Raw genomic sequence first — 25,114 nt, forward strand, 5'->3', positions numbered from 1 at the left:
CCGCCTGATCCGGGTCCGGGCCACCGCCCCACCGGAATCAGCGGCCGTCGATGAGTGCGGTCAGCACGCGAAAACTGTCGTGCGCTTCGACCGCCTCGACCGCGCGGCGGACACCGACCCGGGACACCTCCAGTGGCTGCATCCGCGCACCTGCCTCGGCGGTGCACACCGCGGCCAGGAACCAGTCGGTGGCACCCGCCCGATACAGCGTCCACATCTGCGCACCGTCGACCCTGATTCCCGCGGCGGCGAGCCGGTCCACATACCGCTGGACCAGTGCTCGCTCGATCCTGCGCAACAACGCCGGATCGACCGACGAGGTCAGGAAATACGCGACATCACGGATCCCCGCACCGGCGGACGCGATCTGCCAATCGAGGAACCCCGGCACGTCGTTCTCGAAGAACAGATTGCCCAGGTGTGGGTCGCCGTGGAGCAGGGTCCGCGGCAAGCCTGCCCAGTAGCTATCGATCTCGGCACCGCGCAGGTAGAAGATCCGGCAGGCCAGCTTGACGGCATCCGGGATCAGACCGGCGGTGTGCCCCTTGATGTTTCGCAGAAGTCGCCGGCGGATCAGGGCGCCGAGGTGACTCTCGATCGCCGGGCGGTAGGCGAGTGGAGCGAGATCACCCGCGAAACGGTCGCTGTTCCAGAACGCCGAGTGCAGGTCCGCCATCGCGTCGACGACTGCTTCGGCCTCCGCGCGGCTCACCGTGTCGACGACCGTCCGGAACCGCGCGGTCGCGGTGAGATCCTCGAGCACCAGCACGAAACGCGACCGTCGCGCATCCGACTCCGCCGCATGGCATCGCGGGATCCGCACCGGTGGGTGCTCGCCCAGCGCCCGATAGGCGAGGACCTCCTTCTCGTCCAGCCCGAACAGATCGAGCAGAACATGCTGCAGATAGTTGCTCGGCGGCAGCTTCACGAACAGGTGGCCGGGAATGCTGTCGTCGTCGGCGGCGACACCGATGCGGGCACGGGCCGCGGTGCCCGAATGACTGTCGAGAACATTGATCCCTTGAATCGCCTCTTCCGGCCTACCGAGTGCGGTGGCCAGCCAAGCTGGTGTGATGTCGGCGGGCTTCGAGGGCACCCGTGATGCACCGGGTGACATCCTGTTCAGGGCGGTGCGCACCGCCCGGCGCGTGCCTTCGGCGAGGACACGCGCCGGATGCAGCGTCCGCGTGTTCACCGACCGGCCTGGTCGGCCTGTTGCCGGGCGATGCGCTCGTCGTGGCGTCGCACCAGTTCGCGGAAACCGATGCGCTCCCATCCGGGTTTCGGCTGCACCCCCCACTCGTCGCGTGCGGTGGTCTGCCCGGCACCCTCGGGCCTGCCACCCAGCGGCGGCGCGGTGAAACCCGCGGGATATTCACAGGTCAGTGCATCGTCGGAGTAGCGGACCTTGATCATCTCGTCACAGATCTCGTGCAGGGACAACGTCGGCCAGCCATACCAGAGAGCCAAGGCGGGCACGGTGAACGCGCCCTCGATGACCAGGGCGAACAGGCAGACGAAGATGCCGCGCTTGAGGAGTTTGTGCATGCGGGCGAATGTCGGGGTGGTGCCGAGCGGAAGATCCTGTCCGGCACCGGATTCTGAGGCGGTCATGGGGTACTCCTGATAACGGGCCGGAGGTTCAATCGGAGAAGATCTCGCGATTGACGGTGTGCAGGTAGGGAATTGCCAGGAACGGCGTGATGTAGAAGATGTCGTAGAGCCACCAGCCGATGACCGGAAGCACGACACCGTCGAAGCGGATGTCGGCGTAGACGGTCATGTTGACGATGTAGCCGACCCAGATGACCACACCGAACCAGCAGGTCACCGTCAACCACTGGTGCCCCCACCGCTTCATCTGCAGGAACGCGATCGCGGCGGCGACGCGCATCGGAAACACGACGAGGATGCACGCGATCTCCCAGCCCTTCTCACCCGGCGCGCCCGACCCGCCGATCCAGAGTTCGTTGTAGTGCCACCAGTACCCGCCATCGAAGAAATTGCCCCAGGCGGTGAAGAACACCCGGGTGATCAGGGTGTGGCTGGCGCCGATGTCCAGCGCCCAGCCGACCGTGTTGAGGAAGGCGTCCAGGATGACGAGATAGCCGATCAGGGTGACGATCACGGGCCGCACCGACAGCCCTGATCGCTGGGCTCTGCGCTGGAGCCAGACCCCGCGCAAGAACAGTGGCAAGCCGAATATCCCGAGGACGTAGGTGCCCATCAGTGCGGTGCCCGCGGTGAGCCAGCGATCGGCACGCCGCTGCGCGAGCCTGCTCTCCTCGTGATGCTCGTCGAAAGTGACGGTTGCGGTCATGGCGGTCCCTACCAGTCCCTGGTCATGTACATCTGCATCTGGATCAGGAACATCGTCAGCAGGAAGCCGTAGATGGCGATCTGGAAGACGATCAGCGCACGCTTGCGCCGGCGATCTTGTTCGTTCACGGGAACTCTCTTCTTTAAGGTCCGCGCGGGCAGTGGGTCACCGTGCGGGGCGGCGGAATTCGCCGTCGCTTCGTCAGAAGGTGCCGATGTTGTTCATGACCCAGTACCAGAAGGCGATGATCAGCAACATCGCTCCCCAGGTCAGGATCAGCCGGACGATGTCGAGCAGCATGCTCGGTTCTCCCTGTCTGTCGGTGCGGCCGAGGCGCCCTCATCGGGGTTCCAGGCTGCGCAGTGTCGTGGTGAGGTAGCTGTCGAGTACGGACTGCCGCAAGGCTTTCGTGCCGGTGGTCGCGGTCAGCAGGCCGTAGAGACCGAGCAGGAAGAACATCGCGCTGTGATGTGGCTCTACGGCGTTCTGTACTTCGCCCCGGGCTCCTGCGCGGGCGATCTCTTCGGTCAGCACGATGATCAGTGGATGCTCACGCCAGCTGTCCTCGACCGGCCTTGTCGGCGAGAAGTGCATGGCCAGAAGATCTCTGAACAGCAGGCTGCCCAGCTGCCGCTCCAGCTCGGTGACCAGCCGGATGGTCCGGACGAGGGTGTCGCGGAGATCGGGGGATCGGCGGCTGAATCGTTCCAATGCCCGGGCAATCCGGGACTCTTCTCGCTGCTCGAGCTCGAGCAGCACATGCTCCTTGGTGGGGAAGTGGAAGTAGAAGGTGCCGCGTGCGACACCGGCGGACTCGGCGATGGCGTTGATGTCGGCTTCGGCCACGCCGGTCTGCATCAGTTCGGCGATGGCTGCGTCGAACACCCGCTGCCGTGTGTGCAGCCGCCGGGCCTGTCTGCCCTGGTGCTGCTCCGGGTTTGTGTTCATGAGCTGGGTTCTAGTCCCTGCCCTCGACCGCTGTCAACGTGTGGAGCGGTGTGCTGATGTTGACAGATGTCAGTGAAACTTGTCAACGAATTCGACTGTAAACCGCTGTGGCCAGCGATATCTCGGGTGCCGAAGGGTGCGGGGGATCGTGGCCCGTCCGGATCCGGAGCGACGGCGTCACGGGCGCTACCGGCAGGGACGGCCGATGGCCGGAAAGGTGGATCTCCGCAGTGTGGAGCCGCCGCCGGGCAAATGCCGAACAGGTCTTCACCTCCTTTACTGGATGGTTTACAGTAATGGCGATTAGGAGGCCGGTGTGCCTGTCTGTCGGCCACGATATCGAGGTCGCGCCCCGGGGTGACTCCTTGATGCGAAGTGGGTGCGATATGGATCTGGGGTTGCGCGATGCGGCCACGGTCGTGATCGGCGGTAGCCGCGGTATGGGGCTGGCGACCGCGCGATGTCTGGCTCAGGAGGGTGCGCGGGTCGCGGTGGTCGGACGCTCCGCCGCCGACGTCGAGCGCGCCGCCGACGATCTCGTCCGCTCGGGGAGTGCGGACGCGGTAGGTCTCGTCGCCGATGTGTGCGATGTCGATCAGGTGGCGGCGGTATTCGGGCAGCTGGGTGAGCGATGGGGCGGCACGCTCAACGCGCTGATCAACACGGTCGGCCCGGATGTGCGCGGCACCGTGGAGGAGCTGACCGTCGAACAATGGCACGAGGCGCTCGATCACGGAGTCCTGCCCGTCGTGCATTGCGTCAATGCGGCGCTACCGCTGCTCCGCCGGGCGTCGTGGGCGCGGATCGTGAACTTTTCCGCGCACTCGACCCAGCGCCAATCCGTCTCGCTGGCTGCCTACACCGCTGCCAAGGCCATGGTCACCAGCGTGTCGAAGAATTTGTCGCTGCTGCTCGCGCCGGAGGAGATTCTGGTCAATGTCGTCTCGCCCGGCACCTTCGTGACACCGGCCCTCCTCGGGTGGGCTCGCTCGGTCGGTATCGAGGACGAGGATCCCTACCGGCTGATGGTGGCCATCGGTGAGCACTACGGGCATCCCGCGCAGCTGCCGCGGGCAGGCCTGCCCGACGAGATCGGTCCGGTCGTCGCGTTTCTCGCCTCCCGGCGCAACTCCTACATGACCGGCGCCAACATCAATGTCGACGGCGGTTCGGACTTCGTCTGACCCGGCCGGGATGCCGGCCGCATCCGCTGTGGCGCGAATTTCGGCGGGTGTTCCGAAATCCTGTTGTGGATGCAACTGTAAGTGCTACAGTATTGGCATGTAGATCCTGGTGCGGCTGGACGCGCAGCGGAGATCGTCGGTCGCGCCGGTGGCTGCGCCGAAGTACACATCGATGGGCCGACGTTGACCGACGGCGGCCGACCTGCTGATCGAATTACTCACTTTATCTGGGTGGTTCGGCGTGTCCCCACGATTCGTCAGGAATGCCGGATGTCGAAAAACTCCAATTCTGTCGGCGCACTCGGTGATTCCGGGCGAACCGAACCCGCAGCGCCGATGATGCCGGCGAGCCGGGAGGTCACCTCCTGGTTCCGGGGATACCTCGAGCGGCACCCTGGCGTCGCATTGGGCACCGTCGGTGGGCAATTCGTCCTCGGGGTGCGCACCGTGCAGTTCCTGATCACCGATATCTTCACCGGCCGGTTCGCGGTACGTGAAGCCGTGGATCAGGCGGCCTTCATGGCATCGGCGGCGGTGCTGCCGACCATCTTCGTGGCCCTGCCCATCGGCGTCACCCTGTCCATCCAATTCGGGCTCCTGGCAGGTCAGGTGGGCGCGACCTCGCTGGCAGGCGCCGCCAGCGGGCTGGCCGTCATCCGTCAAGGCGCCCCGATGGTGGCCGCGCTGCTGATGGCGGCGGCGGTCGGTTCCGCGATCTGCGCCGATCTGGGCTCGCGCAAGATCCGCGAGGAACTGGACGCCATGGAGATCATGGGCGTCTCGGTCATCCGGCGCATGGTCGTCCCGCGGTTCGCCGCCGCCGTGCTCATCGGTGTATCACTCACGGGCGTAGTGTGTTTCGTCGGCTTCGTCGCCGGCTACGTCTTCAACGTCTTCGCCCAGGACGGCGCGCCGGGCAGTTTCGTGGCGACCTTCGCGTCGTTCGCCACCGTCGGCGACCTCGTCCTGACGCTGATCAAAGCGGTGGTGTACGGCGCGATCGTCGCGATCGTCGCCTGTCACAAGGGGCTGACGACCGAGGGCGGATCAGCGGGTGTGGCGAATTCGGTGAATTCTACGGTGGTTTCGTCGATCCTGCTGCTCATGATCGTGAATGTAATGTTCACTCAGATATTCATGATGCTGTTCCCGCGGCAGGGGTTGTAATGGCGTCGACCTATTACCCGCCCGGAATGCGAATGGTGGCCGTGATCCTGAAGGAAATCGGCGTCGTGTTCATGCGCCTCGGGCACATGCTCACCTTTTTCGTCCGGGCCGTGCTCGCTATTCCGGTGATGCTGCGCAACTATCGTGCGGAATTCCTGCGGACGCTGTCGGACGTCGCCTGGGGGAACGGCTCGATCGTCGTCGGCGGCGGCACCGCGGGCGTCATCATCGTGCTCGGCGCCGCCGGTGGCGCGATCGTGGGACTCGAGGGTTACAACGCCTTGCACCTGCTTGGTATGGAACCGGCGATCGGGCTGGTCGCCTCGACCGCCTCGACCAGGGAGCTGGCCCCGATCATGGCCTCGCTGGCCTTCGCCGCGCAGGCCGGGTGCCGGTTCACCGCGCAACTGGGGGCGATGGGGATCTCCGAGGAGATCGACGCGATGGAGTCCATGGCCATCCGGTCGATCCCCTATCTGGTGAGCACCAAACTGCTGGCCTCGGTCGTGGCGATCGTGCCGCTGTATCTGGTCTGTCTCGCGATGAACTACCTGGCGGTCGAGTTCGTGGTCGGCGCGGCGGGCGGGCTGTCGCTGGGCACCTATCACCACTACTTCCAGCTCGTGCTCAGCGGACCCGACATCGTCTACTCCTTGGGCAAAGCCATCGTGTTCGTCCTGCTGACCACCACGATCCAGTGCTACTACGGCTACTACGCCTCCGGCGGCCCGCAGGGTGTCGGAATCGCGGCGGGGCGGGCCATGCGCGCCGCGATCTCGGTGATGATCGTCGTCAATCTGCTGCTGACCGTTGCCCTGTGGGGTATCGGCACCAGCGCCCGGCTGGGAGGGTGAGCTACCGGTGATGTTCGACAAGGACGGGCGCGGACCCTCCCTGTTCTGGCTGTTGGTCCGCGGCGTCGTACTCGCTGCCCTCGTGGCAGGCGGTGTCACCGTGGTCGTGCTGAAATCGTCGGGCGCGTTCGACGAGAAGGCCGAGGTCGTCGCGTTGCTCCAGCACATCGGTGACGGCCTGCCACCGCGATCCGACGTCAAGTTTCGCGGGGTACTCATCGGGACCGTCGCCCAGGTGTCGCCCGGATCCGAGGGGCGGCCCAGCCGGGTGCTGCTGGAACTCGACCCCCGGCGACTCGACGATGTCCCGAGTACGGTGACCGCCCGCGTGGTTCCGGGCAATGTCTTCGCGGTCTCCTCGGTCCAGCTCGTCGACAACGGACCGGGCAGGCCGCTGCGGCCGGGTGATGCGATCGAGCAGGACGACAGCCTGTCGACCGTGCAGCTACAGACGGCGCTGACCAAACTGCGCGCCATCGTCGCCGCCTCCGCCCGGATCGGCACCAGTGACACCGTCGGCGTGCTGGCCGCGGTGGCCAAGGCCACCGACCGGCGCGGTGGCGACCTGGTCGCGGCGGGCGCTCAGCTCGAACGGATCACCGCCGGGTTGTCCGCGCAGATCGCACCGCCGGGGGAACCCTCGACGATCGCGGCGCTCACCGATTCGGTGCAGGGCCTGGCCGCCGCCGCCCCCGATCTGCTGGACGCGCTGCATCATTCGGTGATCCCGATGCAAACGGTGGTGGCACAGGACGCCGCTCTGCGCGATGTCCTCACCGCGGGTGCCGCGACCTTGTCGACGGTCGGCGGCGGGCTCGGGGCACACGTCGACGAGATGGTCACCGCGACCGATCAGCTGACGCCGGTCCTGGACGTCTTCGCCGCGGGCAGTTCACATTTCGGCCCGATCGCGGGCCGGATCAAGAAGCTGTCCGATGTGTGGTTCGCCGAGTTCTGGAACGAGCAGACCCAGACCGGGACCGGCAAGTTCCAGATCCGGCTGAGCGCCGACACGCCCTACACCCGGACCGACTGTCCGCGCTACGGCAACCTGGCCGGGCCCAGCTGCTCGACCGCACCGGAATCGGCCACCGCGCAACCCCTGCCCGCCTCGCTGGACCCGCGTTCGATACCGAAACCGGTCCTGGCGCCGGAACTCCAGGACTTGATCGGCCGGGTGCTCGGCGGTGACGCCAATGCCGCCGAACAGGTTCTCGCCCAACTGCTCACCACCGGAATCCCCGGAACAGGAGGTGTCCCGCGATGAAGTCCCGTCGCTCGGTGGCCGGACTCGGCATGTTTCTGGTTGTCGCGTTCACACTCATCTGGATGACATTCGTGACGCTGCACCGCGGCGTCGACGGCACGACCAGGTCGTACTCGGCGATCTTCACCGATGCCACCGGCCTGCGGCCCGGTGACGACATCCGCATGGCGGGCGTGCGGGTGGGCAGGGTCGACGCCGTCGAACTCAGCGGCACGATGGCCCGGGTTCGCTTCCGGGTCGCGGTCGAGCAGCGCCTGTACGCCGACACCACCGCCGCGATCACCTACCAGAACGTGATCGGGCAGCGCTATCTCGGTCTGTCCCGCCCGGCGACAGGGTCCGCTGCCGAATTGCCCGGCGGCGCGGAGATTCCGGTGGAGCGCACCGAACCCTCGTTCGACCTGTCGGGCCTGCTCAACGGATTCGAGCCGTTGTTCAGCGGCCTGGACCCGCAGCAGGTGGACAACGTCACCGCCGCGCTCGTGCGGGCCCTGCAGGGCGACGCGGGATCGTTGACCACGCTCATCGCCCAGATGTCCACGCTCGCTCAGTCACTCGCGGGCCCAGACCAGGTGCTGGGCTCGGTGATCGTCAACCTCGACCAGGTCGTGGCCCACCTCGACACCCGCCGCGCGGAATTCGGCACCCTGCTGAGCCGGACCCGCGCCATCGTCGACGGGCTGGCCCGCCACCGCGCCGAGTTGATGACGACCCTGACCGAGGTGTCCGGGGTCGCCGACCGGATGGCGGCTGTCGTCGCCGAGGACCGCCCCGCCCTGGAACGGCTGCTGACCCGGGAGCCGGGCTTCACCCGGCACTTCGAGGAGAACAAGGACCAGTTCGCCTACCTGGGCTTCAACCTGCCGGTGCTGCTGAAGGGAATCGCCCGGGTCAGTCAGGAAGGCGCGAACATGAACGTCTACCTGTGCAATCTCGGCTTCACGGCCGTCCCCGCCCTGTCGGACCTCGTGCCAGCGATCGTCCGCTACGCGACACCGTCCGGCACCGTCCAGCAATCGCCGATCTGTAGGTGAACCACTCATGACGATCCCACCCAGGCTCCGGCGCCTTGTAGACACCGGACGCCCACTCGAAGAACAACGTCCCCGTGTTCTCGGGGTCATCGCGCTGACCGTGCTCGCCGGGGTGCTCCTGGCCGCGCTGGGGGTGTCCGCCTTCGGTATCGGTGAACGCAGCTTTGAAGCCGAGTTCGCTCAGGCGGCCGGCCTGCGCGTCGGTGACGGTGTCACCGTGGCCGGAGTTCCGGTCGGCGAGGTCACCGGCCAGCGTCTGGCAGGCGACCGGGTCGTGGTCACGATGCGCGTCGACAACCAGGTCACCCTCGGTGCCGAGACCTCCGCGGCCATCAAGCTGACCACCCTGCTCGGCGCCCGCTACGTCGAGCTGCGCCCCGCCGGACCCGGAGCGCTGCCCGACCGCCGAATAGGCTTGTCGCGCACCGCTGTTCCCTATGATCTGCAGCAATCGCTGGAGAACGCCACCACGACTTTCGAACAGATCGACGCCGAGCAGGTCGGCCGGTCGCTGGACCTGCTGGCCACCCAGCTCGACGGAGTTCCGGCCGTGCTGCCGGGCGTGCTCAGCGACATCCGGACCCTGGCAGGCATTCTCGGTAGCCGGCGCGGGGAGCTCGGGTCGCTGCTGGCCGGGGTGCGCAACCTCACCGCGACGGTGACCGCGCAGCAGTCCGACCTCACCGCCATCGCGACCACGGGCCGGGACCTGCTGACCGACATCGCCTCGCGCAGACAGGTGATCGAACTACTGATGACGGCGACGACCCGGCTGGTCGAACAGGTGCGCGCGATCGTCGTCGACGACCGGCCCCGCGTCGACGAGTTGATCGCCGGGCTGAACGGGCTGCTCGGCTCCCTCGCCCGGCACGACGACCTGCTGCGCAACACCCTCGAGATCCTGCCGGTGTCGGTGCGCAACCTCGCCAACGCGGCGGGAAACGGGAACTCGGTCGATTTCAACGCCCCCGCCGGCGTCCTCGTCGACTCCTGGATGTGCGCGCTGAGCGGACAGGCCGCGCAGCAGAGTCTGCCGAAATACTTCGGGGAGTGCCGATGATGTCGCCGACCACAGTGCTGCGCGCGCTGGCGTTGCTCGCGATCTGCGTCTTGGCCGGGTGCGCGGGCGGCCCGCTGCGCACCGAGCCCGACGACATCACCGTGGTGGCCCGATTCGACGACGCCGCGGGTCTGTATGTCGGCAATGCGGTCGCTGTGCTGGGGATGCCGGTCGGCGAGGTCAGCGCGATCACCCCCGCCGGGGCCTACGTCGAGGTGCGCATGCGGGTCGACGGGGCGACCCCGATCCCGGCCGATGCGACCGCGGTGACCGTGTCCACCTCGGTGCTGACCGACCGGCATGTGGAGTTCACGCCCGTCTACCGCGGCGGCCCGGTCCTGCGTGACGGCGCCGTGCTCGCGCCGGACCACACCAGGACACCGGTCGGCGTCGACCGGCTGCTCTCGATGGCCGACCGGATGTCCGGCGGACTCTCCGGTGCCGAGCCCGGAGACGGCCCGATCGCACGGCTGCTCGCTGTCGCGTCCTCGGCGACAGCGGGTAACGGCGATCAGCTGCGGGCCACCATGGACGAGTTGTCCCGTGCCCTGCGCCTGGGCGACGACGCGGGCGCCGAGACCCGCGACACGGTGACCCAGATCGTGAACGAGCTGTCGGCCCTGGTCGCGGCCGCGTCCCGCGGTGACCAGACCATCCGCGAATTCGGCGCGGCGTCGGTGCAACTCGGTGACATGCTGGCCCAGCTCGACATCGGAGCGGGCACCACCGGAGCTCAGGTTGTCGCCGTCATGCGCCAGGCCGACGCGCTGCTCGTCGACAATCGTGACGCACTGCATTCGGCGGTCACCGATTCGGCGACGGTCGTCAAAGCCCTGGCCGACTACCGCGATCAGCTCGCGGAGTTCCTCGACGTCACCCCGATGCTGATGGCCAACGGCTACAACGTGGTCGATCAACAGACCGGTGGTGCGCGCATCCACGCGCTGACCGACAGCGTGGTGTTCGACGGACAGATGGTCAAGGAAGTCTGCAATATCCTCGGCCTTCGCCAACTGGGTTGCAGCACAGGGACATTGCAGGACTTCGGCCCCGACTTCGGGGTCACCGACATGCTGGAAGCGATGAGCAGGTTGCCGCGATGAGTAGAAGATCCGTTCTCGGGACCACTGCCTGTGCCGCGGCGGTGCTCGTGCTGACCACCGGATGCGGTGTTGGCCTCGGTGATCTGCCGCTGTCCGCGCGCGGATCAGGGTCGCCGAGTTACACGGTCACCGCGAGTTTCACCAATGCGCTGAATCTGCCCGACAAGGCCAAGGTGCGGCTGGCCGGTGCCGATGTCGGCGAGGTGCGCGAGATGACGGTCGCCGACTACCGGGCCGTGGTGCACCTCGACATCCGGGCCGATGTCGCGTTGCCGATCGGCACCCGCGCACAGCTGCGCACCGCGACACCGCTCGGCGATGTCTATGTCGCCCTGGACGCCCCGGCCGATTCGGGGCTTTCGACGGCAACAATGCGTGACGGCGACACCATCGATGTCGGGCAGACCTCGGCGGCGGCGACCGTCGAGGAGCTGCTGACGACGGCGTCCCTGCTGGTGAACGGTGGCGCGATCCGCAATATGACCACTGTGGTCAACGGCTTCGGCCGGGCTGTCGGTGACCGCGGTGACCGGCTCGGCGACCTGATCGACCAGTCCAGGAACCTCGTGACCGCGCTGTCGGCCAGATCCGACGACATCCGCCGCGCCCTCGCCGAGACCGACCGCCTGGTGGGCGAACTCGCCAGGGACCGTCAGGTGATCGATGACTTCGTCGCCGCGGCGGGCCCCGCCTCGACCGTGGTCGAAGCCAACGCGCCGCAGATGCTCGACATGGTCCGCCGGATCGACGGTGTCACCGCCGAGCTGGCGAAGTTCCCGGTGCTGCGCGGTGGTGAGATCGGCGGCCTCATCGGCAATCTCGACCGGATCTCGGCCGGCCTCAACGACGCCATTCTCGATCCGTCGACAAGCCTGGCCGCGATGAATCGGCTACTGCCCTCGATCATCAAACTGAGCAGCGGCACCTCCGCCCACGGGAACGTGGACCTGCAGGACTTCGCGATCGGCGCGCTGGCCGATCCCGGGCACGAGGCCGATCCCGGTACCCGGATTCCCGACGCGAGCGATTGGCAGGCGATGGTCGGTTCACTGACCTACACCCTGCTGCGGCTGCGCGAACGCGTGCTGGGACCCGGCCGGTGAGCCGGCGTCGGGCGGTGGTCGCCGCCACCGCGGACCTGCCCGCGCGCCTGCTGGTCGGCATGGTCAGGGGCGGCAAGCGTTACCGGCACGCGGTGTCGGCGATCGCACTCGCCACGACCGCGCTGCTCGGCTCCACCTATCTGGTCTTCGGTGCCCTCGGCGTCGATCCGACCGCGGCGACGATCACGGTTCGGGTGCATCTCACCGAATCCGGTGGGCTGCTGCCCGGACAGGACGTCACCCTGCGTGGCGTGCCGATCGGCGAGGTCGCGGCGGTCGACTTCGCGCCCGGCGGCGTGGTGGCGCTGGCCCGCATCGATGCCGGGGTGAAGGTACCCGGCGACGGCTCGGTCGATGTGACGAGTCTGTCGACGGCCGGTGAGCAGTTCCTCGACTTCCGGCCGCTGCGGTCGGAGGGGCCGTATCTGGGCGACGGTGCGGAGATCACCCAGGAACGCACGTCGGTTCCGACACCGCTGTGGCGGATGCTGGGCACGCTGGACAGCACCCTGGCACAGGTCGATCCCGCTCGGCTCACCGCGGTGCTCGACGAACTGGGTACCGGCCCTGGCGGTCCGCAGAAACTGGCCGATGTGCTCGACGGCGGCATCTTCCTGGTGTCGACACTGGACGCTGTTCTGCCGCAGACGGTGTCGCTCATCCGCGACAGCAAGACGGTGCTGTCGACGGTGGGGTCGGGATCGGTCGCGCTCGACCGATTCGCCGCCGACCTGGCCACCTCGGCGCGCGGTGTCGAGGCGAAGACCGGCGGTTACACCGAGCTCCTGCACACCACGCCGGGCACACTCGCCGCGCTGGACACGATGGTGGCGGACAATTCCACGGCGGTGGTCTCGCTACTGACAAACCTGTCGACCGTCGCGTCGATGACCACGACCCGGGTACCTGCTCTCCAGGAGTTCTTCTTCCCGACCCAGCGCGCAGGCTCCACGCTCGACGCGCTGGTGACCGTGATCCACGACGGTGGTTTCTGGGGGCTGGTGAGCCTGTATCCGCGGCGCACCTGCACCTACGATCTGCCCCGCCAAGCCCCGTCCATCAACAACTACGTCGAGCCCTACCTCTACACCTATTGCGCCGACACCGATCCGTCGCTGCTGGTCCGCGGCGCGCACAACGCACCGCGCCCGCCGGGCGAACGGGTCCCGGGCCCGCCGCCACCCGGCGAGCCCGCCGACCGAACTGCCACCGCGACGCCCACCGGCCCCTTCTCCCTGCCGATCCCGTTGCCACTGGCCGGTTCCGGCGAGGAGATACCCGCACCCCCCAAGTGAATACCAGCTCCATCTGTACGTTGCGTAGAAGCGAGGACCCGTGATGACCAAGAACACCGACACCGCTGCCGACGAGATCACCGATTCCGATCCCAGCACCGAGGAGCCTGCCGACTTCGGCACCGACCCGGCGCCGGCTGCCGAAACCCCCACGGCCGCTACGCAGCCCGAGGTGGTGCTGCCGACGAAGTGGCAGATCCGGCGCATGATCGCCGTGCTGATCTGGCGAAAGATCCGGATCCCCTTGCTGATCGTGGTCGCCGTCGTCGCGGTCGTGCTCGCGGCGGTCTTCGGATGGAAACTGAAGCAGGACAGCGATACCGAGTCCGCGGCCGAGGCCGGTCTCGCCGCGGCCCGCGCCTACGCTGTCACCCTGACCAGTGTCGATTCCGCCGATCTCGACCACGACTTCACCGCGGTGCTCGACGGGTCAACCGGCGAGTTCAAGGACATGTACACCCGCTCCAGCGGCCAGTTGCGCCAGCTGCTCGTCGAGAACAAGGCGGCGGGCAAGGGCACCGTGCTGGATGCGGCGGTGAAATCCGCCCAGCCGGACAAGGTCGAGGTGCTGCTGTTCATCGATCAGACGGTGAGCAACGCGGCCGCGACCGATCCGCGGATCGACCGCAGCCGCGTGCAGATGACCATGGAACTGGTCGACGGCCGGTGGCTCGCGAGCCGCGTGACCATTCCCTGATCGGCACAGTCAGATCCGGTAGTCGCGCAGCACGCCCTTGGCGATGATGCGCTTCTGGATCTCGCTGGTGCCCTCACCGATGAGCATGAACGGCGCCTCGCGCATGAGGCGTTCGATCTCGTACTCGGTGGAGTAGCCGTAGCCGCCGTGGATCCGGAACCCGGCCTGCGTCACCTCGTTGCAGAACTCGCTGGCCAGATATTTGGCCATGCCCGCCGCGACGTCGTTGCGCAGGCCGGAATCCTTGAGCCGGGCCGCGTTGACCATCATCAGATGCGCCGCTTCCACTTTGGTCGCCATCTCGGCCAGCGAGAACTCGATCGCCTGGTGTTCGACGATGGGTTTGCCGAAGGTGCTGCGCTGCTGGGCGTAGCGGGCGCCGAGTTCGAAGGCGCGGATCGCGATCCCGCAGGCGCGGGCCGCGACATTGACGCGACCGACCTCGATGCCGTCCATCATCTGCTTGAACCCACGGCCGGTGGTGCCGCCCAGGACCGCGTCGGCGGGCACGGTGTGGCCGTCGAGCAGCATCTCGGTGGTGTCGATGCCTTTGTAGCCCATCTTGTGGAGCCGGCCAGGGATGGTCAGGCCCGGTGCGACTTCGCCAAGGCCGACGGGCTTTTCGAGGAGGAAGGTCGTGAGATTGTCGTGTGCGCGTGGCTGTCCCTCGTCGGTGCGGACCAGGGTGGCGACCAGGGTGGCTGTCGAGCCGTTGGTGAGCCACATCTTGCGGCCGTCGAGGGTGTATCCGCCGTCCTCGTTGCGGGTCGCCTTGGTGCGGATGGCGGCGACATCGGAGCCGAGTTCGGGTTCGGACATGGAGAACGCGCCCCGGATCTCCCCGGTCGCCAGGCGTGGCAGGAACCGTTGTTTCTGCTCGGCGGTGCCGTGCCGGGCGATCAGGTAGGCGACGATGAAATGAGTGTTGATGACACCGGAGACACTCATCCAGCCGCGCGCCAGCTCTTCGACACACAGGGCATAGGTCAGCAGGGATTCGCCCAGGCCGCCGTACTCCTCGTCGATCATGAGGCCGAACAGGCCCAGTTCGGCCATCCGGTCGACGATGTCCTGTGGGTAGGTGTCGGTGTGCTCGAGCTGCTGGGCGGCAGGGATGATCTCCTTGTCGACGAAAGTCCGGACGGCGGAGAGTATTTCGGTCTGCACGTCGGTGAGTCCGTGGGTGTGCGCGAGTTTCATCGGTGGATCCGTTCGTGGAAGGGGATAGAGCCGCCGGCCGGGGGCAGACCGGCGGTGCGGATCAGAGCATGATCGCGGTGAGGGTCTCGGCGACCAGCGCGGGTTTGCCGCCGTCCTCGTTCTCGACCGACCAGCTGACAGTGAGCAGGGCCCGCGAGCCCTCGGTGCTCAGGGCGAGCGGGATCGCCACCGCCCGCACCCGGGTTCCGGTGCGGACCGGGGCGGGAAAGCGGACCTTGTTGCTGCCGTAGTTGATCCGGGCTGTGCCGAACTCGAGGGTGTAGAGATCGCGGCCGAGGCGGGGCAGCAGGGACAGGGTGAGGTAGCCGTGGGCGATCGTGGTGCCGTAGGGCCCGCTCGCGGCGCGGTCGGGATCGACGTGGATCCACTGGTCGTCGCCGGTGCACGCAGCGAACGTGTCGACGCGTTCCTGGCCGATGGCGATCCACGGGCCGGGTCCGATGGGTTCGCCGAGGGTTTCGGTGAGGTCGTCGACGGAGGTGAAGCGGCGCAGTGTCATGGTCAGTTCACCCGCTCGAACACCGCGGCCAGGCCCTGCCCGCCGCCGATGCACATCGTTTCCAGACCGTAGCGCTGTTCGCGGCGGTGCAGTTCTCTGGCGAGGGTGGCCAGCATCCGGCCGCCGGTGGCGCCGACGGGGTGACCGAGCGAGATGCCGGATCCGTGCACGTTGGTGCGTTCGGCATCGCGATCGCCGAATTTCCACTCCCGCATGACGGCCAGGGCCTGGGCGGCGAACGCCTCGTTCAGCTCGATCAGGTCGATATCGGCCAGCGTGAGCCCGGCCCGCTGCAACGCCGCCTCCGTCGCGGGTACCGGCCCGATACCCATGACATCGGGGCGCACCCCGGCAACAGCCCACGAGGTGAGCGAGACCAGTGGGGTCAGCCCCCATTCCTCGGCCTTGGCCCGGGTGGTCACCAGGCACATCGACGCGGCGTCGTTCTGGCCGCTGGAGTTGCCCGCGGTGACGGTCGACTCCGGATCCACGGCCGCCCGAACGGGTTTCAGCGCGGCCAGCGATTCGAGTGTGGTGTCCGCCCTGGGGTGTTCGTCGGTGTCGACGACCACCTCGCCCTTGCGTGAGCGCACCGCCACCGGGACGATCTGCGCGGCGAGCACTCCGCTGCGTGCGGCCTCGACCGCACGCTGGTGCGAGGTCAGCGCCAGCCGGTCCTGCTCCTCGCGGGTGATCTCGTAGGTGCGCCGGAGGTTCTCCGCGGTTTCGAGCATCCCGCCGGGAACGGGATGGAAACGGCCACCGGCGGTTTCGCGGCCGCGCGCCAGCGCATCGTGGACCCGGACGCCGCCGCGCGCACCACCCCAGCGCATATCCGTGGAGTAGAACGGTGTGTTGGTCATGGATTCGACACCGCCGGCCACGACGGCATCGCAGGCGCCGCTGCCGACCTGCATGGCCGCCTGGACGACGGCTTGCAGGCCCGAGCCGCAGCGCCGGTCGACCTGCATGCCGCCCACGGTCACCGGCAGGCCCGCGTCGAGGGCGACGACCCGGCCGATGGCCGGTGCCTCGCTGCTCGGATAGCAGTGGCCGAGGACGACGTCGTCGACGACGGCAGGATCGATGCCAGTGCGGTCGAGCAGGCCTTTCAGGGCGATCACGCCCAGTTCGACCGCGGTGAGCGAGGCGAACGCGCCACCGTAGCGTCCGATCGGGGTACGCAGGGGCTCGCAGATGACAGTTTCACGCATGGGCTGGGTCTCCGTCGACGGTGAAATCGGCGGTGAGCACGGTGTGCTCGACCGCCTGGCCGGGGGTGGGCTCGGTACGGACGGCGAGCGCGAGGTCGCCATCGGTGGACTCGCGACGCCGGATACGGGCGGGATCGCCACAGAACAGCGGCGCGATATTGCGGTGCCGCAGCCGGGCAGGACGCCGGTCGGGACGTTCCCAGCGCAGGGTTTCGGCCATGGCCAGGGTCATGAGCGGGCCGTGCACGACCAGTCCCGGATATCCTTCGACCGCGGTCGCGTAGGGCAGGTCGTAGTGGATGCGATGGGGATTGGCCGTGGCTGCGCTGAATCGCAGCAGGACGGTGGGGTCGGTGTGCAGCCGCCAGTCCCATTCGGTGCTGCGCTGCAAGGGGTTTCGTGGGTGCTGGAGTGCGGCGTCGGTCTCGATCACCGGCGCGGCGGCCGCGGCGCCCCGGTAGACCAGGTTCTGGTGTTCCACGACGGCGAGCGCACCGGTCTCGGCGAACAGCCGTATCTCGACTTCGACGACCGTCAGGGGACCGGAACGGCCGTTCTTGGCGTTCACCGCGATAACCCGCGCCTCCCGGCGGACGGTGGATCCCACGTGCACGGCCCCGGGGAACGACACGGTGCCGCCGGCGAACATGCGGCGCGGAAGCTCCACCGGCGGCAGGAACGAGCCACGCGCCGGGTGACCGTCCGCGCCGATGGCCGACGAGACGGGCCAGCGGGCCAGCGCGGCCCAATGCCACAGCGGCGGTAACGGATCGCCCACTCCGATCGCCGCCGCACCTGAGTCGAACAGGGCGTTCAGCGCGGCCACCGGGGCGGGATCGACGTAGTCGTGGGTGACCACGGTGTGCGCCTGCCATCCGGTCACATGAACCGCCCGCCGGTGACTTCGAGGGTGGTGCCGGTCATGTAGGACGACAGGTCCGAGGCGAGGAACAGCGCGACCGCCGCGACCTCTCCGGGTTCACCGGCACGGGCCATCGGGATCTCCGCCATCTTCTGATCCCAGACCTTCTCCGGCATGGCTGTGGTCATGGGGGAGCGGATCAGGCCGGGCTGAATCGCGTTCACCCGCACGCCGAACCGGGCGGTCTCCTTGGCCGCGGCCTTGGTGAGGCCGATGATGCCCGCCTTGGCGGCCGAATAGTTGGTCTGCCCGGCCATCCCGACTTTGCCCGAGAGCGAGGAGATGTTGACGATGGAGCCCCGGCCCTGCTCACGCATGATCGCCGCGGCCTGGCGGGTGCCGTGCCAGGTGCCCTTGAGGTGCACCGCGATCACCTGGTCGAAGTCCTCTTCGCGCATGGTGCGCATCGAGGCGTCCCGGGTGATCCCGGCATTGTTGACCATCACGTCCACCGCCCCGAATTCGGTCACCGCGGTCGCCAGCAGCGCCTCGACGTCGGTGGCGCTGGTGACATCGCAGCGGGTCGCGCGGACCCGGTCCGTGCCCAGGTCGTCCAGGGCGGAACCGGGATTCAGATCACCGAGGACGACCGAGGCCCCTTCGCGCAGGAACGCTGTGGCGATGGCGAGTCCGATGCCCTGGGCGCCGCCGGTGACCACCGCGACGCGTCCATCCAGAAGTGACATTGGCGTGGATTCCTTTCCGTGTCAGTACTGCGTGGAGCCGAGATCGACCGCGATCTGCGCGGCGGTCACCGCCCGGGAATCGTCGGCGGCCAGCCAGCTGACCGCCGCGGCGATGTCCTCGGGCTGGGCGATCCAGTCGGGCAGGAACGGTGTGGCCATCTGTGCCAGTTGCGGATTGGAGTCCAGTGCCCGTCCGAGGGCGGCCACCATGTCGCCCCCGCCCATCGGGGTGGCGACCGCTCCGGGGTGCAGGCTGTTGACCCGGATCCGGTGCTTGCCGAGCTCGGCGGCCAGTGCCCGCGCCATCCCTGTCACCGCGTGCTTGCTGGCGGTGTAATGCACCATGAACGGCTGCATCTTCACCCCCGCCGCAGAACTGATCAGGATGATCGAGCCGCCACGACCACCGTCGACGAGGTGACCCGCGGTGGCGGCCACCGTGTTCCACGTGCCGGTGACATTGATGTCGAGCACATCGCGGAACGACGTGGGGGTGATTTCGTTCCAGACCTGGGGGATGCAGATGCCCGCATTGGCCACGACGATGTCGAGGCGGCCGAACGCCGCCACCCCGGCGTCGGCGGCCGCGCGTAACCCGTCCAGGTCGCGGGTGTCGACCCGGTGGGCGATGATCCTGCGCCCGGTCGCCTCGACCAGGCGCACGGTCTCGTCCAGGTCGGCCGGTGTCGCCGAGTCGTAGGGGACTGCCGCGGGCAGCGGGCCCGCGAGATCGACGGCGATGATGTCGGCACCCTCGGTGGCCAGGCGGACCGCGTGTGCCCGGCCCTGTCCACGCGCGGCGCCGGTGATGAACGCGACTCTGTCGGTGTGTCGGCCGGTCACGGAACCTCCCTCTAGTTAGCCATATTGTAAAGGCAACGGTATGGCTTTCTTCCAGACTCTATTGTGGGGGTGGGCAGGGTGCAAGGAGGTGGATTCCGTCCACGCCGGGCCGGCCGGTGGCCGCTGTCGGATTTTCGACGCGGTTCACCCCGCCGACTCGGCAGATTGGGTTACAGTATGGATTACTGGACTATCATCTGTTCGTAGCGCGCCAGGTCCGCGCTGACGTCCGGCCGCGAGGATGCGGCCGATGAGGAGGCGCGAGATGTCGAAGGTTGTCGGGTTTGTCGGGGCGGGGCGCATGGGCGAACCGATGGTGGTCCGGCTGGTCGCCGCCGGATACCGGACCATCGTGTACGCGCGCCGCGCCGACGTGCGTGAGCGGCTGCGGGCCGCGGGCGCCGAGGTCGTCGACTCGACGGCGACGATCACCGAGCGTGCCGAGGTGATCATCACCTGCCTCTACTCCGACCCGCAGCTGATCGAGGTGCTCGGCGGTCCGGCCGGTCTGCTGGCTACGGCCCGGCCCGACGCGGTGGTGGTCTCGCACACCACCGGCGCCGTCTCGACGGTCAAGGCGCTGGCGGCCGAATACCCGGAGGGGCCGGTCCTGCTCGACGGCCCGGTGAGTGGTTCGTCCGATGACATCGCCAACGGCAGGCTGACTGTGCTGCTCGGCGGTCCCGCCGAAGCCGCCGGGGCCGTCCGTCCGGTGCTGGAGGCCTATTCCAGCACGGTCATGGCCACCGGCGTGCTCGGTAGCGCGCTGGGAGTGAAGCTGATCAACAACGCGCTTTTCGCCGCGAATGCCCAGCTGGTCGGGGTCGCCGCCGCGGTCGGCAGGCAGCTCGGCGTCGAGGAGAACCAGCTCCTCGAAGCGCTGGCGGTGGCCAGCGGCGACAGCTTCGCGGCGGAATCGATCCGCAAGACCGGCGGTTTCGCCAAATTCGGGAAGCTGGCCGGCCCGTTCCTGCGCAAGGACGTCGCGGCGTGCGTGAGCGCCACCGCCGATCTCGGCGTCGACCTCGCCGGCCTGCGCACCGCGATCGCCGACGGCCCGTTCGACCTGATCTGACGCTGCACCGGAGAGGCACCGCCCATGGAGATCACGACCACCACCACAGCAGGCGCCGGAGTCCGCTCCGACCCGGCCGCGACGGACCCGGCGGAGCTGCCTGCGATGCTGGCTCGCCAGCGCACGGCGTTCCTGCGAGAGGGGCAGCCGTCGGCCGCGGTGCGGCGCGACCGGATCGACCGGTTGCTGGCCATGGTCCTCGATCACCTCGACGAGTACGCCGAGGCGATGTCGCAGGACTTCGGCACCCGGTCGCGCACGGGCACCCTGTTCGCCGAGATCCTCGGCATGCTGGCCGCTTTCGAGCACACCCGCTCCCATGTCGCGCGGTGGATGCGCCCGGAGAAACCGAATCCGCTCTCGCGTGCCTACGGCATCCGCACCGAGATCCATCCCAGCCCGCTGGGGGTGGTCGGCATCGTCGGTCCGTGGAACTTCCCGCTGCAACTGGTGGTCGTCCCCGCCGCCTCGGCGTTCGCGGCGGGCAACCGGGTGATGATCAAGATGTCGGAGATCACCTGGCGCACCGCCGAACTCACCCGCTCGCTCGCCGCGCGATACTTCGAACCCGACGAACTCTCCATCGTCGTCGGCGGACCGGAGGTCGGCGCGGCGTTCACCGCGCTCCCGTTCGACCACCTGTTCTTCACCGGTTCGACCGGGGTGGGCCGGAAGGTGATGCGCGCCGCCGCCGAGAACCTCGTCCCGGTGACCCTGGAACTCGGCGGCAAGAATCCGGTCGTGGTCGGCCCCGGCGCCGACCTGCGGCGCGCGGCGAACCGGATCGCCCGCGCGCGCATGGTCAACGGGGGCCAGGTCTGTGTGTGCCCGGACTACGTCTTCGTGCCCGAGCAGAGCATGGCCCGGTTCACCGAGGCGCTGCGGGCGGAACTGCGGGGCATGTTCCCCACGATCGGCGGCAACGACGACTACACCTCGTCGGTGGACGACGCGAACTACACCCGGGTCGTCGAGCTGATCGAGGATGCCCGCGCACGCGGCGCCCGGGTGGAATCGGTTGTGCCGGAAGGGGAAGTGTTGCCCGACCCACGCCGTCGCAAGATCGCGCCGACCCTGATCCACGAGGTGACCGACGACATGCGCATCGCCACCGAGGAGGTCTTCGGTCCGGTGCTGCTCATCCGGCCGTACGCGACGCTCGGCGAGGTCAGCGACCACATCAACGCCCACCCGTCGCCGCTGGTGGCCTACTGGTACGGCCCCGACCGCGCCGACTTCCGCGCGTTCGTCGCCGGAACGCGCAGCGGTGGGGTGGCCCGCAACGAGTTCGCGATCCACATGTTCTCGGAGAACGCGCCGTTCGGCGGCGTCGGACACAGCGGTATGGGCGCCTACCACGGCAAGACCGGCTTCGATACCTTCAGTCATCGGCGCACCGTCGCAGGCACCGATCTGCCCTTCCCGATCACCGGATTCGCGGCACCGCCCTTCGGCGAGTGGACAACCCGGATCGTCGACCTGGCCCTGCGCGCCGCCCGGTGGCGCACCGCGCGACGGGTCGCGGGGCGGGTACCGGTGCGGGTGTCCACCGCTGATGCCTGACCGCTGCGCAAGCCCACATCCCCCATCCGACGCGCCGTCGCCGACGGCCGACTTTCGAGGAGTCATGTTGTCCGCTGCCACCGCCGGGCCAGGGCCTGCACAGTTCACCCTCGTGGGAGCCGCCGACGCGGCCGCGGCCGCGCTGCCGGACCGGGAACTGGTCATTCAGGGTGAACACCGCCACACCTACGGCCAGACCGCCGACCGCTCCATCCGCCTGGCCGCCTATCTGCACCAGCGCGGGCTGGGCTGTCACACCGAACGTTCGGCGCTGCGCGGTCACGAGGTCGGTCAGGATCTGCTCGGCATCTACGCCCACAACGGGCACGAGTACATCGAGAGCCTGATCGGGTCGTTCCGTGCCAGGGTCGCCCCGTTCAACGTCAACTATCGCTATGTCAAGAGCGAACTCGGCCACCTGCTCGCCGATGCGGGGGCCACGGCCCTGATCTACCACGCGGCCTTCGCGCCGCGGGTGGCCGAGATCCGCGCCGAACTGCCCCGGCTGCGGGTACTGATCCAGATCGCCGACGACTCGGGCAACGAACTGCTCGACGGCGCAGTCGATTACGAGACAGTCCTGGCCGAGACCGATCCGGTCCCGCCGCCGGTGACACCCTCGCCCGACGACCTCTACGTCCTCTACACGGGTGGTACCACCGGCATGCCCAAGGGCGTGCTGTGGCGCCAGCACGACATCTACATGGCCGCGTGCGGTGGACGCGATGTCAACACCGGCGCCACCGTCGGCTCCTACGAGGAGATCGGCGCCAGGGCCGCGGCCAATCCCGGCGTGAAGCTGATGCTGCTACCGCCGCTGATGCACGGTGCCGCCCAGTGGGCGGTGCTGACCGCGATGACCACCGGGCAGTCGGTGGTGTTCTCCCCTGTGGTTGACCGGATCGACGCGGACGAGACGTTGCGGGCGATCGAGCGGGAACGGGTGGTGATCGCCATCGTCGTCGGCGACGCCATGGCCCGGCCGCTGCTGGCCGCGGTGCGGTCCGGCGTCGCCGATGTGTCGTCGCTGGCCGCGATCGCCAATGGCGGCGCGGTGCTGAACCCCGTGCTCAAACAGGAGTGGATCGACGCGGTGCCGGGACTGGCCGTGCTCGACGGGGTCGGCTCGTCGGAGACCGGAACTCAGCTGCATCACGTCTCGGCCGCCGGTTTCGTCTCCACCGGTACCTTTTCGGCGGGTCTGGACACCTGCGTGGTCGCCGAGGATCTCGCCTCGGTGCTCGAACCCGGCCACGACGGCCTCGGCTGGCTGGCCAAGCGGCGGTTCACTCCGCTGGGTTACAAGGGTGACGAAGCCAAGACCGCGGCGACGTTCCCGGTGATCGACGGAGTCCGGTACGTGCTGCCGGGTGACCGGGCGCGGCACCGCGCCGACGGCACCGTCGAACTGCTCGGCCGTGACGCGGTGACGATCAACTCCGGTGGCGAGAAGATCTTCGCCGAGGAGGTCGAGATGGCTCTGGCGTCCCATCCGGGCGTCGCCGACGTCCTGGTCGTCGGACGGCCGAGCGAGCGCTGGGGGCAGGAGGTCGTCGCGGTGGTGCAGCCCGCCGAGGGTGCCTCGGTGGGTGCCGCCGAACTGGTCGAGCACGCCGCGGGATCCCTGGCCCGGTACAAGCTGCCCAAGGCGGTCGTCTTCCGGCCGGCCATCAGCCGCAGCCCGGCGGGCAAGGCCGACTATCGCTGGGCGCGCGAACAGGTCGCCGGCGAGCGGTGAGCCGAGGAACCCGGGTGGTGCGGATCGAGGCCGATCCGCACCACCCGGGTCGTCGTCACCGGGTGGTGCGTTCGGCGGCGCGTACCAGTCCACCCCCGATGATGAGCCGCTGGATCTCGCTGGTGCCCTCGTAGAGCCGCAGCAGGCGCACATCCCGGTAGATCCGTTCCACCGCCACCCCCCGCATGTACCCGGTGCCACCGTGCACCTGCACCGCGGAATCGGCTACGCGACCGGCCATTTCGGTGCAGTAGAGCTTGGCTACCGATGGCGCGACGCGGCGGTCCTCGCCGGTGACCCAGGACTGTGCGGCCGCGCGCACCAGTGCGCGTCCGGCCATGACACCGGTCTGCATGTCGGCCAGATGCGCCTGCACCAGCTGGAATCGCCCGATCGGGGTGCCGCCCTGGGTGGCCGTGGCGGCGTAGGTGACCGATTCGTCGAGCGCGCGCTGCGCGGTCCCGACAGCCAGCGCCGCGATGTGGACGCGGCCGCGCGCCAGGGAACTCATGGCCGCCCGATAGCCGACATCCTCGCTGCCGCCGACGAGGGCGTCCGCGCCGACCCGCACGTCCCGGAAACTCACTTCTGCCGTCCACGCACCCTCCTGGCCCATCTTGCGGTCCTTGGGGCCGACCGTGACGCCCGGCGTGGTCGCCGGTACCAGGAACACCGAGATCCCGGGGCCTGAGCTGTCGGCCTGCCGGGTGCGGGCGAAGACGACGAACAGATCGGCCACCGGTGCGTTCGTGATGAATCGCTTCTCGCCGTTGATGCTCCAGTCCCCGTCCACGGCGGCCGCGGTGGTGCGCAGCGACGCGGGATCGGATCCGGCGCCGGATTCGGTCAAGGCGAACGAGGCGATGACGGCGCCGGTGGCGATCGGCTCGAGCCAGCGGGCCTTCTGCTCCTCGGTGCCGAACCCAACCAGGACCTGCCCGGCGATGCCGTTGCTGGTGCCGAACAGCGACCGCAAGGCCAGGGTGGTGTAGCCGAGTTCCATGGCCAGCTCGACATCCTGGGCCAGCTGCAGGCCGAGCCCGCCCCACTCCTGCGGGATGGCATAACCGTAGAGCCCCATGGCCTTGGCCTGGGCGACGATCTCGTCCGGGATCCGGTCCTGCGCGGCGATCTCGGACTCACGCGGGACCACGACGGTACGGACGAAATCTTTCGTCTGGGAGAGGATCTGGCGGAAATCCTCGTCGGTGACCTGGTCGGTGGTCGTGCTGGTCATGGCGGGAGCCTTCCTCGGGCACGGCAGCAGTCGCCGTGGGTGGTCCGGATGCTTGTGTTCGCGTTTACTGTAATACTATCGGTA

The 25,114-nt window shown here is 68.4% G+C and carries 24 protein-coding genes; 13 read left to right on the forward strand and 11 right to left on the reverse strand.

The features are described from left to right. Positions 1 to 37: 37 nt before the first annotated feature. The 4 genes from ACWF82_RS23080 to ACWF82_RS23095 all read right to left on the reverse strand — a co-directional run bounded on the left by ACWF82_RS23080 (position 38) and on the right by ACWF82_RS23095 (position 3,268). Complete coding sequence (locus ACWF82_RS23080; protein WP_452504195.1) at positions 38 to 1,195, reverse strand: phosphotransferase family protein; 1,158 nt, start codon at positions 1,193 to 1,195, stop codon at positions 38 to 40. Further along, complete coding sequence (locus tag ACWF82_RS23085; RefSeq protein WP_452504197.1) at positions 1,192 to 1,614, reverse strand: hypothetical protein; 423 nt, start codon at positions 1,612 to 1,614, stop codon at positions 1,192 to 1,194. Before ACWF82_RS23085 ends, ACWF82_RS23080 begins: the two co-directional genes overlap by 4 nt. Positions 1,615 to 1,642: 28 nt before the next feature. Next, entirely contained in the window at positions 1,643 to 2,320 is a 678-nt protein-coding gene (locus ACWF82_RS23090; RefSeq protein ID WP_452504198.1) for a hypothetical protein, read from the reverse strand. 339 nt (positions 2,321 to 2,659) lie between these two features. After that, positions 2,660 to 3,268: a TetR/AcrR family transcriptional regulator gene (locus tag ACWF82_RS23095; RefSeq protein ID WP_452504200.1), complete on the reverse strand. Its 609-nt coding sequence runs from the start codon at positions 3,266 to 3,268 to the stop codon at positions 2,660 to 2,662. 386 nt (positions 3,269 to 3,654) lie between these two features. Between ACWF82_RS23095 and ACWF82_RS23100 the strand changes: the two genes are divergently transcribed. The 10 genes from ACWF82_RS23100 to ACWF82_RS23145 all read left to right on the forward strand — a co-directional run bounded on the left by ACWF82_RS23100 (position 3,655) and on the right by ACWF82_RS23145 (position 14,032). Next, positions 3,655 to 4,452: an SDR family NAD(P)-dependent oxidoreductase gene (locus ACWF82_RS23100; protein ID WP_452504202.1), complete on the forward strand. Its 798-nt coding sequence runs from the start codon at positions 3,655 to 3,657 to the stop codon at positions 4,450 to 4,452. A gap of 270 nt (positions 4,453 to 4,722) precedes the next feature. Further along, positions 4,723 to 5,619 (forward strand): MlaE family ABC transporter permease, encoded by an 897-nt coding sequence (locus tag ACWF82_RS23105; RefSeq protein WP_452504204.1) that lies wholly within the window; start codon positions 4,723 to 4,725, stop codon positions 5,617 to 5,619. Then, entirely contained in the window at positions 5,619 to 6,473 is an 855-nt protein-coding gene (locus ACWF82_RS23110; protein WP_452504206.1) for an ABC transporter permease, read from the forward strand. Before ACWF82_RS23105 ends, ACWF82_RS23110 begins: the two co-directional genes overlap by 1 nt. A gap of 10 nt (positions 6,474 to 6,483) precedes the next feature. Further along, complete coding sequence (locus tag ACWF82_RS23115) at positions 6,484 to 7,740, forward strand: MlaD family protein (RefSeq protein WP_452504262.1); 1,257 nt, start codon at positions 6,484 to 6,486, stop codon at positions 7,738 to 7,740. Next, entirely contained in the window at positions 7,737 to 8,774 is a 1,038-nt protein-coding gene (locus tag ACWF82_RS23120; protein WP_452504208.1) for an MCE family protein, read from the forward strand. The genes ACWF82_RS23115 and ACWF82_RS23120 overlap by 4 nt, the downstream gene beginning before the upstream one ends. 7 nt (positions 8,775 to 8,781) lie before the next feature. After that, positions 8,782 to 9,834 carry an MCE family protein gene (locus ACWF82_RS23125; protein ID WP_452504210.1) on the forward strand — a complete coding sequence of 351 codons (1,053 nt, stop codon included), beginning with the start codon at positions 8,782 to 8,784 and terminating at the stop codon, positions 9,832 to 9,834. After that, positions 9,834 to 10,937: an MCE family protein gene (locus ACWF82_RS23130; protein WP_452504212.1), complete on the forward strand. Its 1,104-nt coding sequence runs from the start codon at positions 9,834 to 9,836 to the stop codon at positions 10,935 to 10,937. The genes ACWF82_RS23125 and ACWF82_RS23130 overlap by 1 nt, the downstream gene beginning before the upstream one ends. Then, positions 10,934 to 12,040: an MCE family protein gene (locus ACWF82_RS23135; protein WP_452504213.1), complete on the forward strand. Its 1,107-nt coding sequence runs from the start codon at positions 10,934 to 10,936 to the stop codon at positions 12,038 to 12,040. The genes ACWF82_RS23130 and ACWF82_RS23135 overlap by 4 nt, the downstream gene beginning before the upstream one ends. Continuing rightward, positions 12,037 to 13,335: an MlaD family protein gene (locus tag ACWF82_RS23140; RefSeq protein ID WP_452504215.1), complete on the forward strand. Its 1,299-nt coding sequence runs from the start codon at positions 12,037 to 12,039 to the stop codon at positions 13,333 to 13,335. The genes ACWF82_RS23135 and ACWF82_RS23140 overlap by 4 nt, the downstream gene beginning before the upstream one ends. Positions 13,336 to 13,378: 43 nt before the next feature. Beyond that, entirely contained in the window at positions 13,379 to 14,032 is a 654-nt protein-coding gene (locus tag ACWF82_RS23145) for a hypothetical protein (RefSeq protein WP_452504217.1), read from the forward strand. A 9-nt stretch (positions 14,033 to 14,041) separates the two neighbouring features. On the opposite strand, the gene ACWF82_RS23150 is transcribed toward ACWF82_RS23145, so the two are convergent. The 6 genes from ACWF82_RS23150 to ACWF82_RS23175 form a co-directional block, all read right to left on the reverse strand. Further along, entirely contained in the window at positions 14,042 to 15,232 is a 1,191-nt protein-coding gene (locus ACWF82_RS23150) for an acyl-CoA dehydrogenase family protein (protein WP_452504219.1), read from the reverse strand. A 61-nt stretch (positions 15,233 to 15,293) separates the two neighbouring features. Continuing rightward, positions 15,294 to 15,752, reverse strand: coding sequence for a MaoC family dehydratase (locus tag ACWF82_RS23155; RefSeq protein WP_452504221.1), 459 nt, complete (start codon positions 15,750 to 15,752; stop codon positions 15,294 to 15,296). 2 nt (positions 15,753 to 15,754) lie between these two features. Then, complete coding sequence (locus ACWF82_RS23160) at positions 15,755 to 16,966, reverse strand: acetyl-CoA C-acetyltransferase (protein ID WP_452504223.1); 1,212 nt, start codon at positions 16,964 to 16,966, stop codon at positions 15,755 to 15,757. Further along, the gene (locus ACWF82_RS23165) at positions 16,959 to 17,849 is read right to left on the reverse strand and encodes an FAS1-like dehydratase domain-containing protein (protein ID WP_452504225.1); all 891 of its coding nucleotides are present in this window, start codon (positions 17,847 to 17,849) and stop codon (positions 16,959 to 16,961) included. Before ACWF82_RS23165 ends, ACWF82_RS23160 begins: the two co-directional genes overlap by 8 nt. Continuing rightward, positions 17,846 to 18,574, reverse strand: a complete 729-nt coding sequence (gene fabG, locus ACWF82_RS23170) for a 3-oxoacyl-ACP reductase FabG (protein ID WP_379034643.1) — start codon at positions 18,572 to 18,574, stop codon at positions 17,846 to 17,848. The genes ACWF82_RS23165 and fabG overlap by 4 nt, the downstream gene beginning before the upstream one ends. A 21-nt stretch (positions 18,575 to 18,595) precedes the next feature. Then, positions 18,596 to 19,417 (reverse strand): mycofactocin-coupled SDR family oxidoreductase, encoded by an 822-nt coding sequence (locus ACWF82_RS23175; protein WP_452504227.1) that lies wholly within the window; start codon positions 19,415 to 19,417, stop codon positions 18,596 to 18,598. A 265-nt stretch (positions 19,418 to 19,682) separates the two neighbouring features. Between ACWF82_RS23175 and ACWF82_RS23180 the strand changes: the two genes are divergently transcribed. From ACWF82_RS23180 to ACWF82_RS23190, 3 genes are all read left to right on the forward strand, one after another. Beyond that, a complete protein-coding gene (locus ACWF82_RS23180; RefSeq protein ID WP_452504228.1) occupies positions 19,683 to 20,492 on the forward strand; it encodes an NAD(P)-dependent oxidoreductase in 810 nt (269 codons plus the stop codon). Positions 20,493 to 20,516: 24 nt separating this feature from the next. After that, entirely contained in the window at positions 20,517 to 22,055 is a 1,539-nt protein-coding gene (locus tag ACWF82_RS23185; RefSeq protein WP_452504230.1) for a coniferyl aldehyde dehydrogenase, read from the forward strand. 64 nt (positions 22,056 to 22,119) lie between these two features. After that, positions 22,120 to 23,793, forward strand: a complete 1,674-nt coding sequence (locus ACWF82_RS23190; protein WP_452504232.1) for an acyl-CoA synthetase — start codon at positions 22,120 to 22,122, stop codon at positions 23,791 to 23,793. A 55-nt stretch (positions 23,794 to 23,848) separates the two neighbouring features. Here the strand turns inward: ACWF82_RS23190 and ACWF82_RS23195 are convergent, their stop codons facing one another. Then, entirely contained in the window at positions 23,849 to 25,030 is a 1,182-nt protein-coding gene (locus tag ACWF82_RS23195) for an acyl-CoA dehydrogenase family protein (protein ID WP_452504234.1), read from the reverse strand. Positions 25,031 to 25,114: the final 84 nt, after the last annotated feature.

The sequence above is a fragment of the Nocardia sp. NPDC055053 genome, assembly GCF_053608285.1.

Bases quoted from the DNA above. Each gene is read 5' to 3' on its own strand.
- ACWF82_RS23085 (WP_452504197.1), bottom strand. From the start codon at position 1,614: ATGACCGCCTCAGAATCCGGTGCCGGACAGGATCTTCCGCTCGGCACC.
- ACWF82_RS23090 (WP_452504198.1), bottom strand. From the start codon at position 2,320: ATGACCGCAACCGTCACTTTCGACGAGCATCACGAGGAGAGCAGGCTC.
- ACWF82_RS23095 (WP_452504200.1), bottom strand. From the start codon at position 3,268: ATGAACACAAACCCGGAGCAGCACCAGGGCAGACAGGCCCGGCGGCTG.
- ACWF82_RS23100 (WP_452504202.1), top strand. From the start codon at position 3,655: ATGGATCTGGGGTTGCGCGATGCGGCCACGGTCGTGATCGGCGGTAGC.
- ACWF82_RS23105 (WP_452504204.1), top strand. From the start codon at position 4,723: ATGTCGAAAAACTCCAATTCTGTCGGCGCACTCGGTGATTCCGGGCGA.
- ACWF82_RS23110 (WP_452504206.1), top strand. From the start codon at position 5,619: ATGGCGTCGACCTATTACCCGCCCGGAATGCGAATGGTGGCCGTGATC.
- ACWF82_RS23115 (WP_452504262.1), top strand. From the start codon at position 6,484: ATGTTCGACAAGGACGGGCGCGGACCCTCCCTGTTCTGGCTGTTGGTC.
- ACWF82_RS23120 (WP_452504208.1), top strand. From the start codon at position 7,737: ATGAAGTCCCGTCGCTCGGTGGCCGGACTCGGCATGTTTCTGGTTGTC.
- ACWF82_RS23125 (WP_452504210.1), top strand. From the start codon at position 8,782: ATGACGATCCCACCCAGGCTCCGGCGCCTTGTAGACACCGGACGCCCA.
- ACWF82_RS23130 (WP_452504212.1), top strand. From the start codon at position 9,834: ATGTCGCCGACCACAGTGCTGCGCGCGCTGGCGTTGCTCGCGATCTGC.
- ACWF82_RS23135 (WP_452504213.1), top strand. From the start codon at position 10,934: ATGAGTAGAAGATCCGTTCTCGGGACCACTGCCTGTGCCGCGGCGGTG.
- ACWF82_RS23145 (WP_452504217.1), top strand. From the start codon at position 13,379: ATGACCAAGAACACCGACACCGCTGCCGACGAGATCACCGATTCCGAT.
- ACWF82_RS23150 (WP_452504219.1), bottom strand. From the start codon at position 15,232: ATGAAACTCGCGCACACCCACGGACTCACCGACGTGCAGACCGAAATA.
- ACWF82_RS23155 (WP_452504221.1), bottom strand. From the start codon at position 15,752: ATGACACTGCGCCGCTTCACCTCCGTCGACGACCTCACCGAAACCCTC.
- ACWF82_RS23160 (WP_452504223.1), bottom strand. From the start codon at position 16,966: ATGCGTGAAACTGTCATCTGCGAGCCCCTGCGTACCCCGATCGGACGC.
- fabG (WP_379034643.1), bottom strand. From the start codon at position 18,574: ATGTCACTTCTGGATGGACGCGTCGCGGTGGTCACCGGCGGCGCCCAG.
- ACWF82_RS23180 (WP_452504228.1), top strand. From the start codon at position 19,683: ATGTCGAAGGTTGTCGGGTTTGTCGGGGCGGGGCGCATGGGCGAACCG.
- ACWF82_RS23185 (WP_452504230.1), top strand. From the start codon at position 20,517: ATGGAGATCACGACCACCACCACAGCAGGCGCCGGAGTCCGCTCCGAC.
- ACWF82_RS23190 (WP_452504232.1), top strand. From the start codon at position 22,120: ATGTTGTCCGCTGCCACCGCCGGGCCAGGGCCTGCACAGTTCACCCTC.
- ACWF82_RS23195 (WP_452504234.1), bottom strand. From the start codon at position 25,030: ATGACCAGCACGACCACCGACCAGGTCACCGACGAGGATTTCCGCCAG.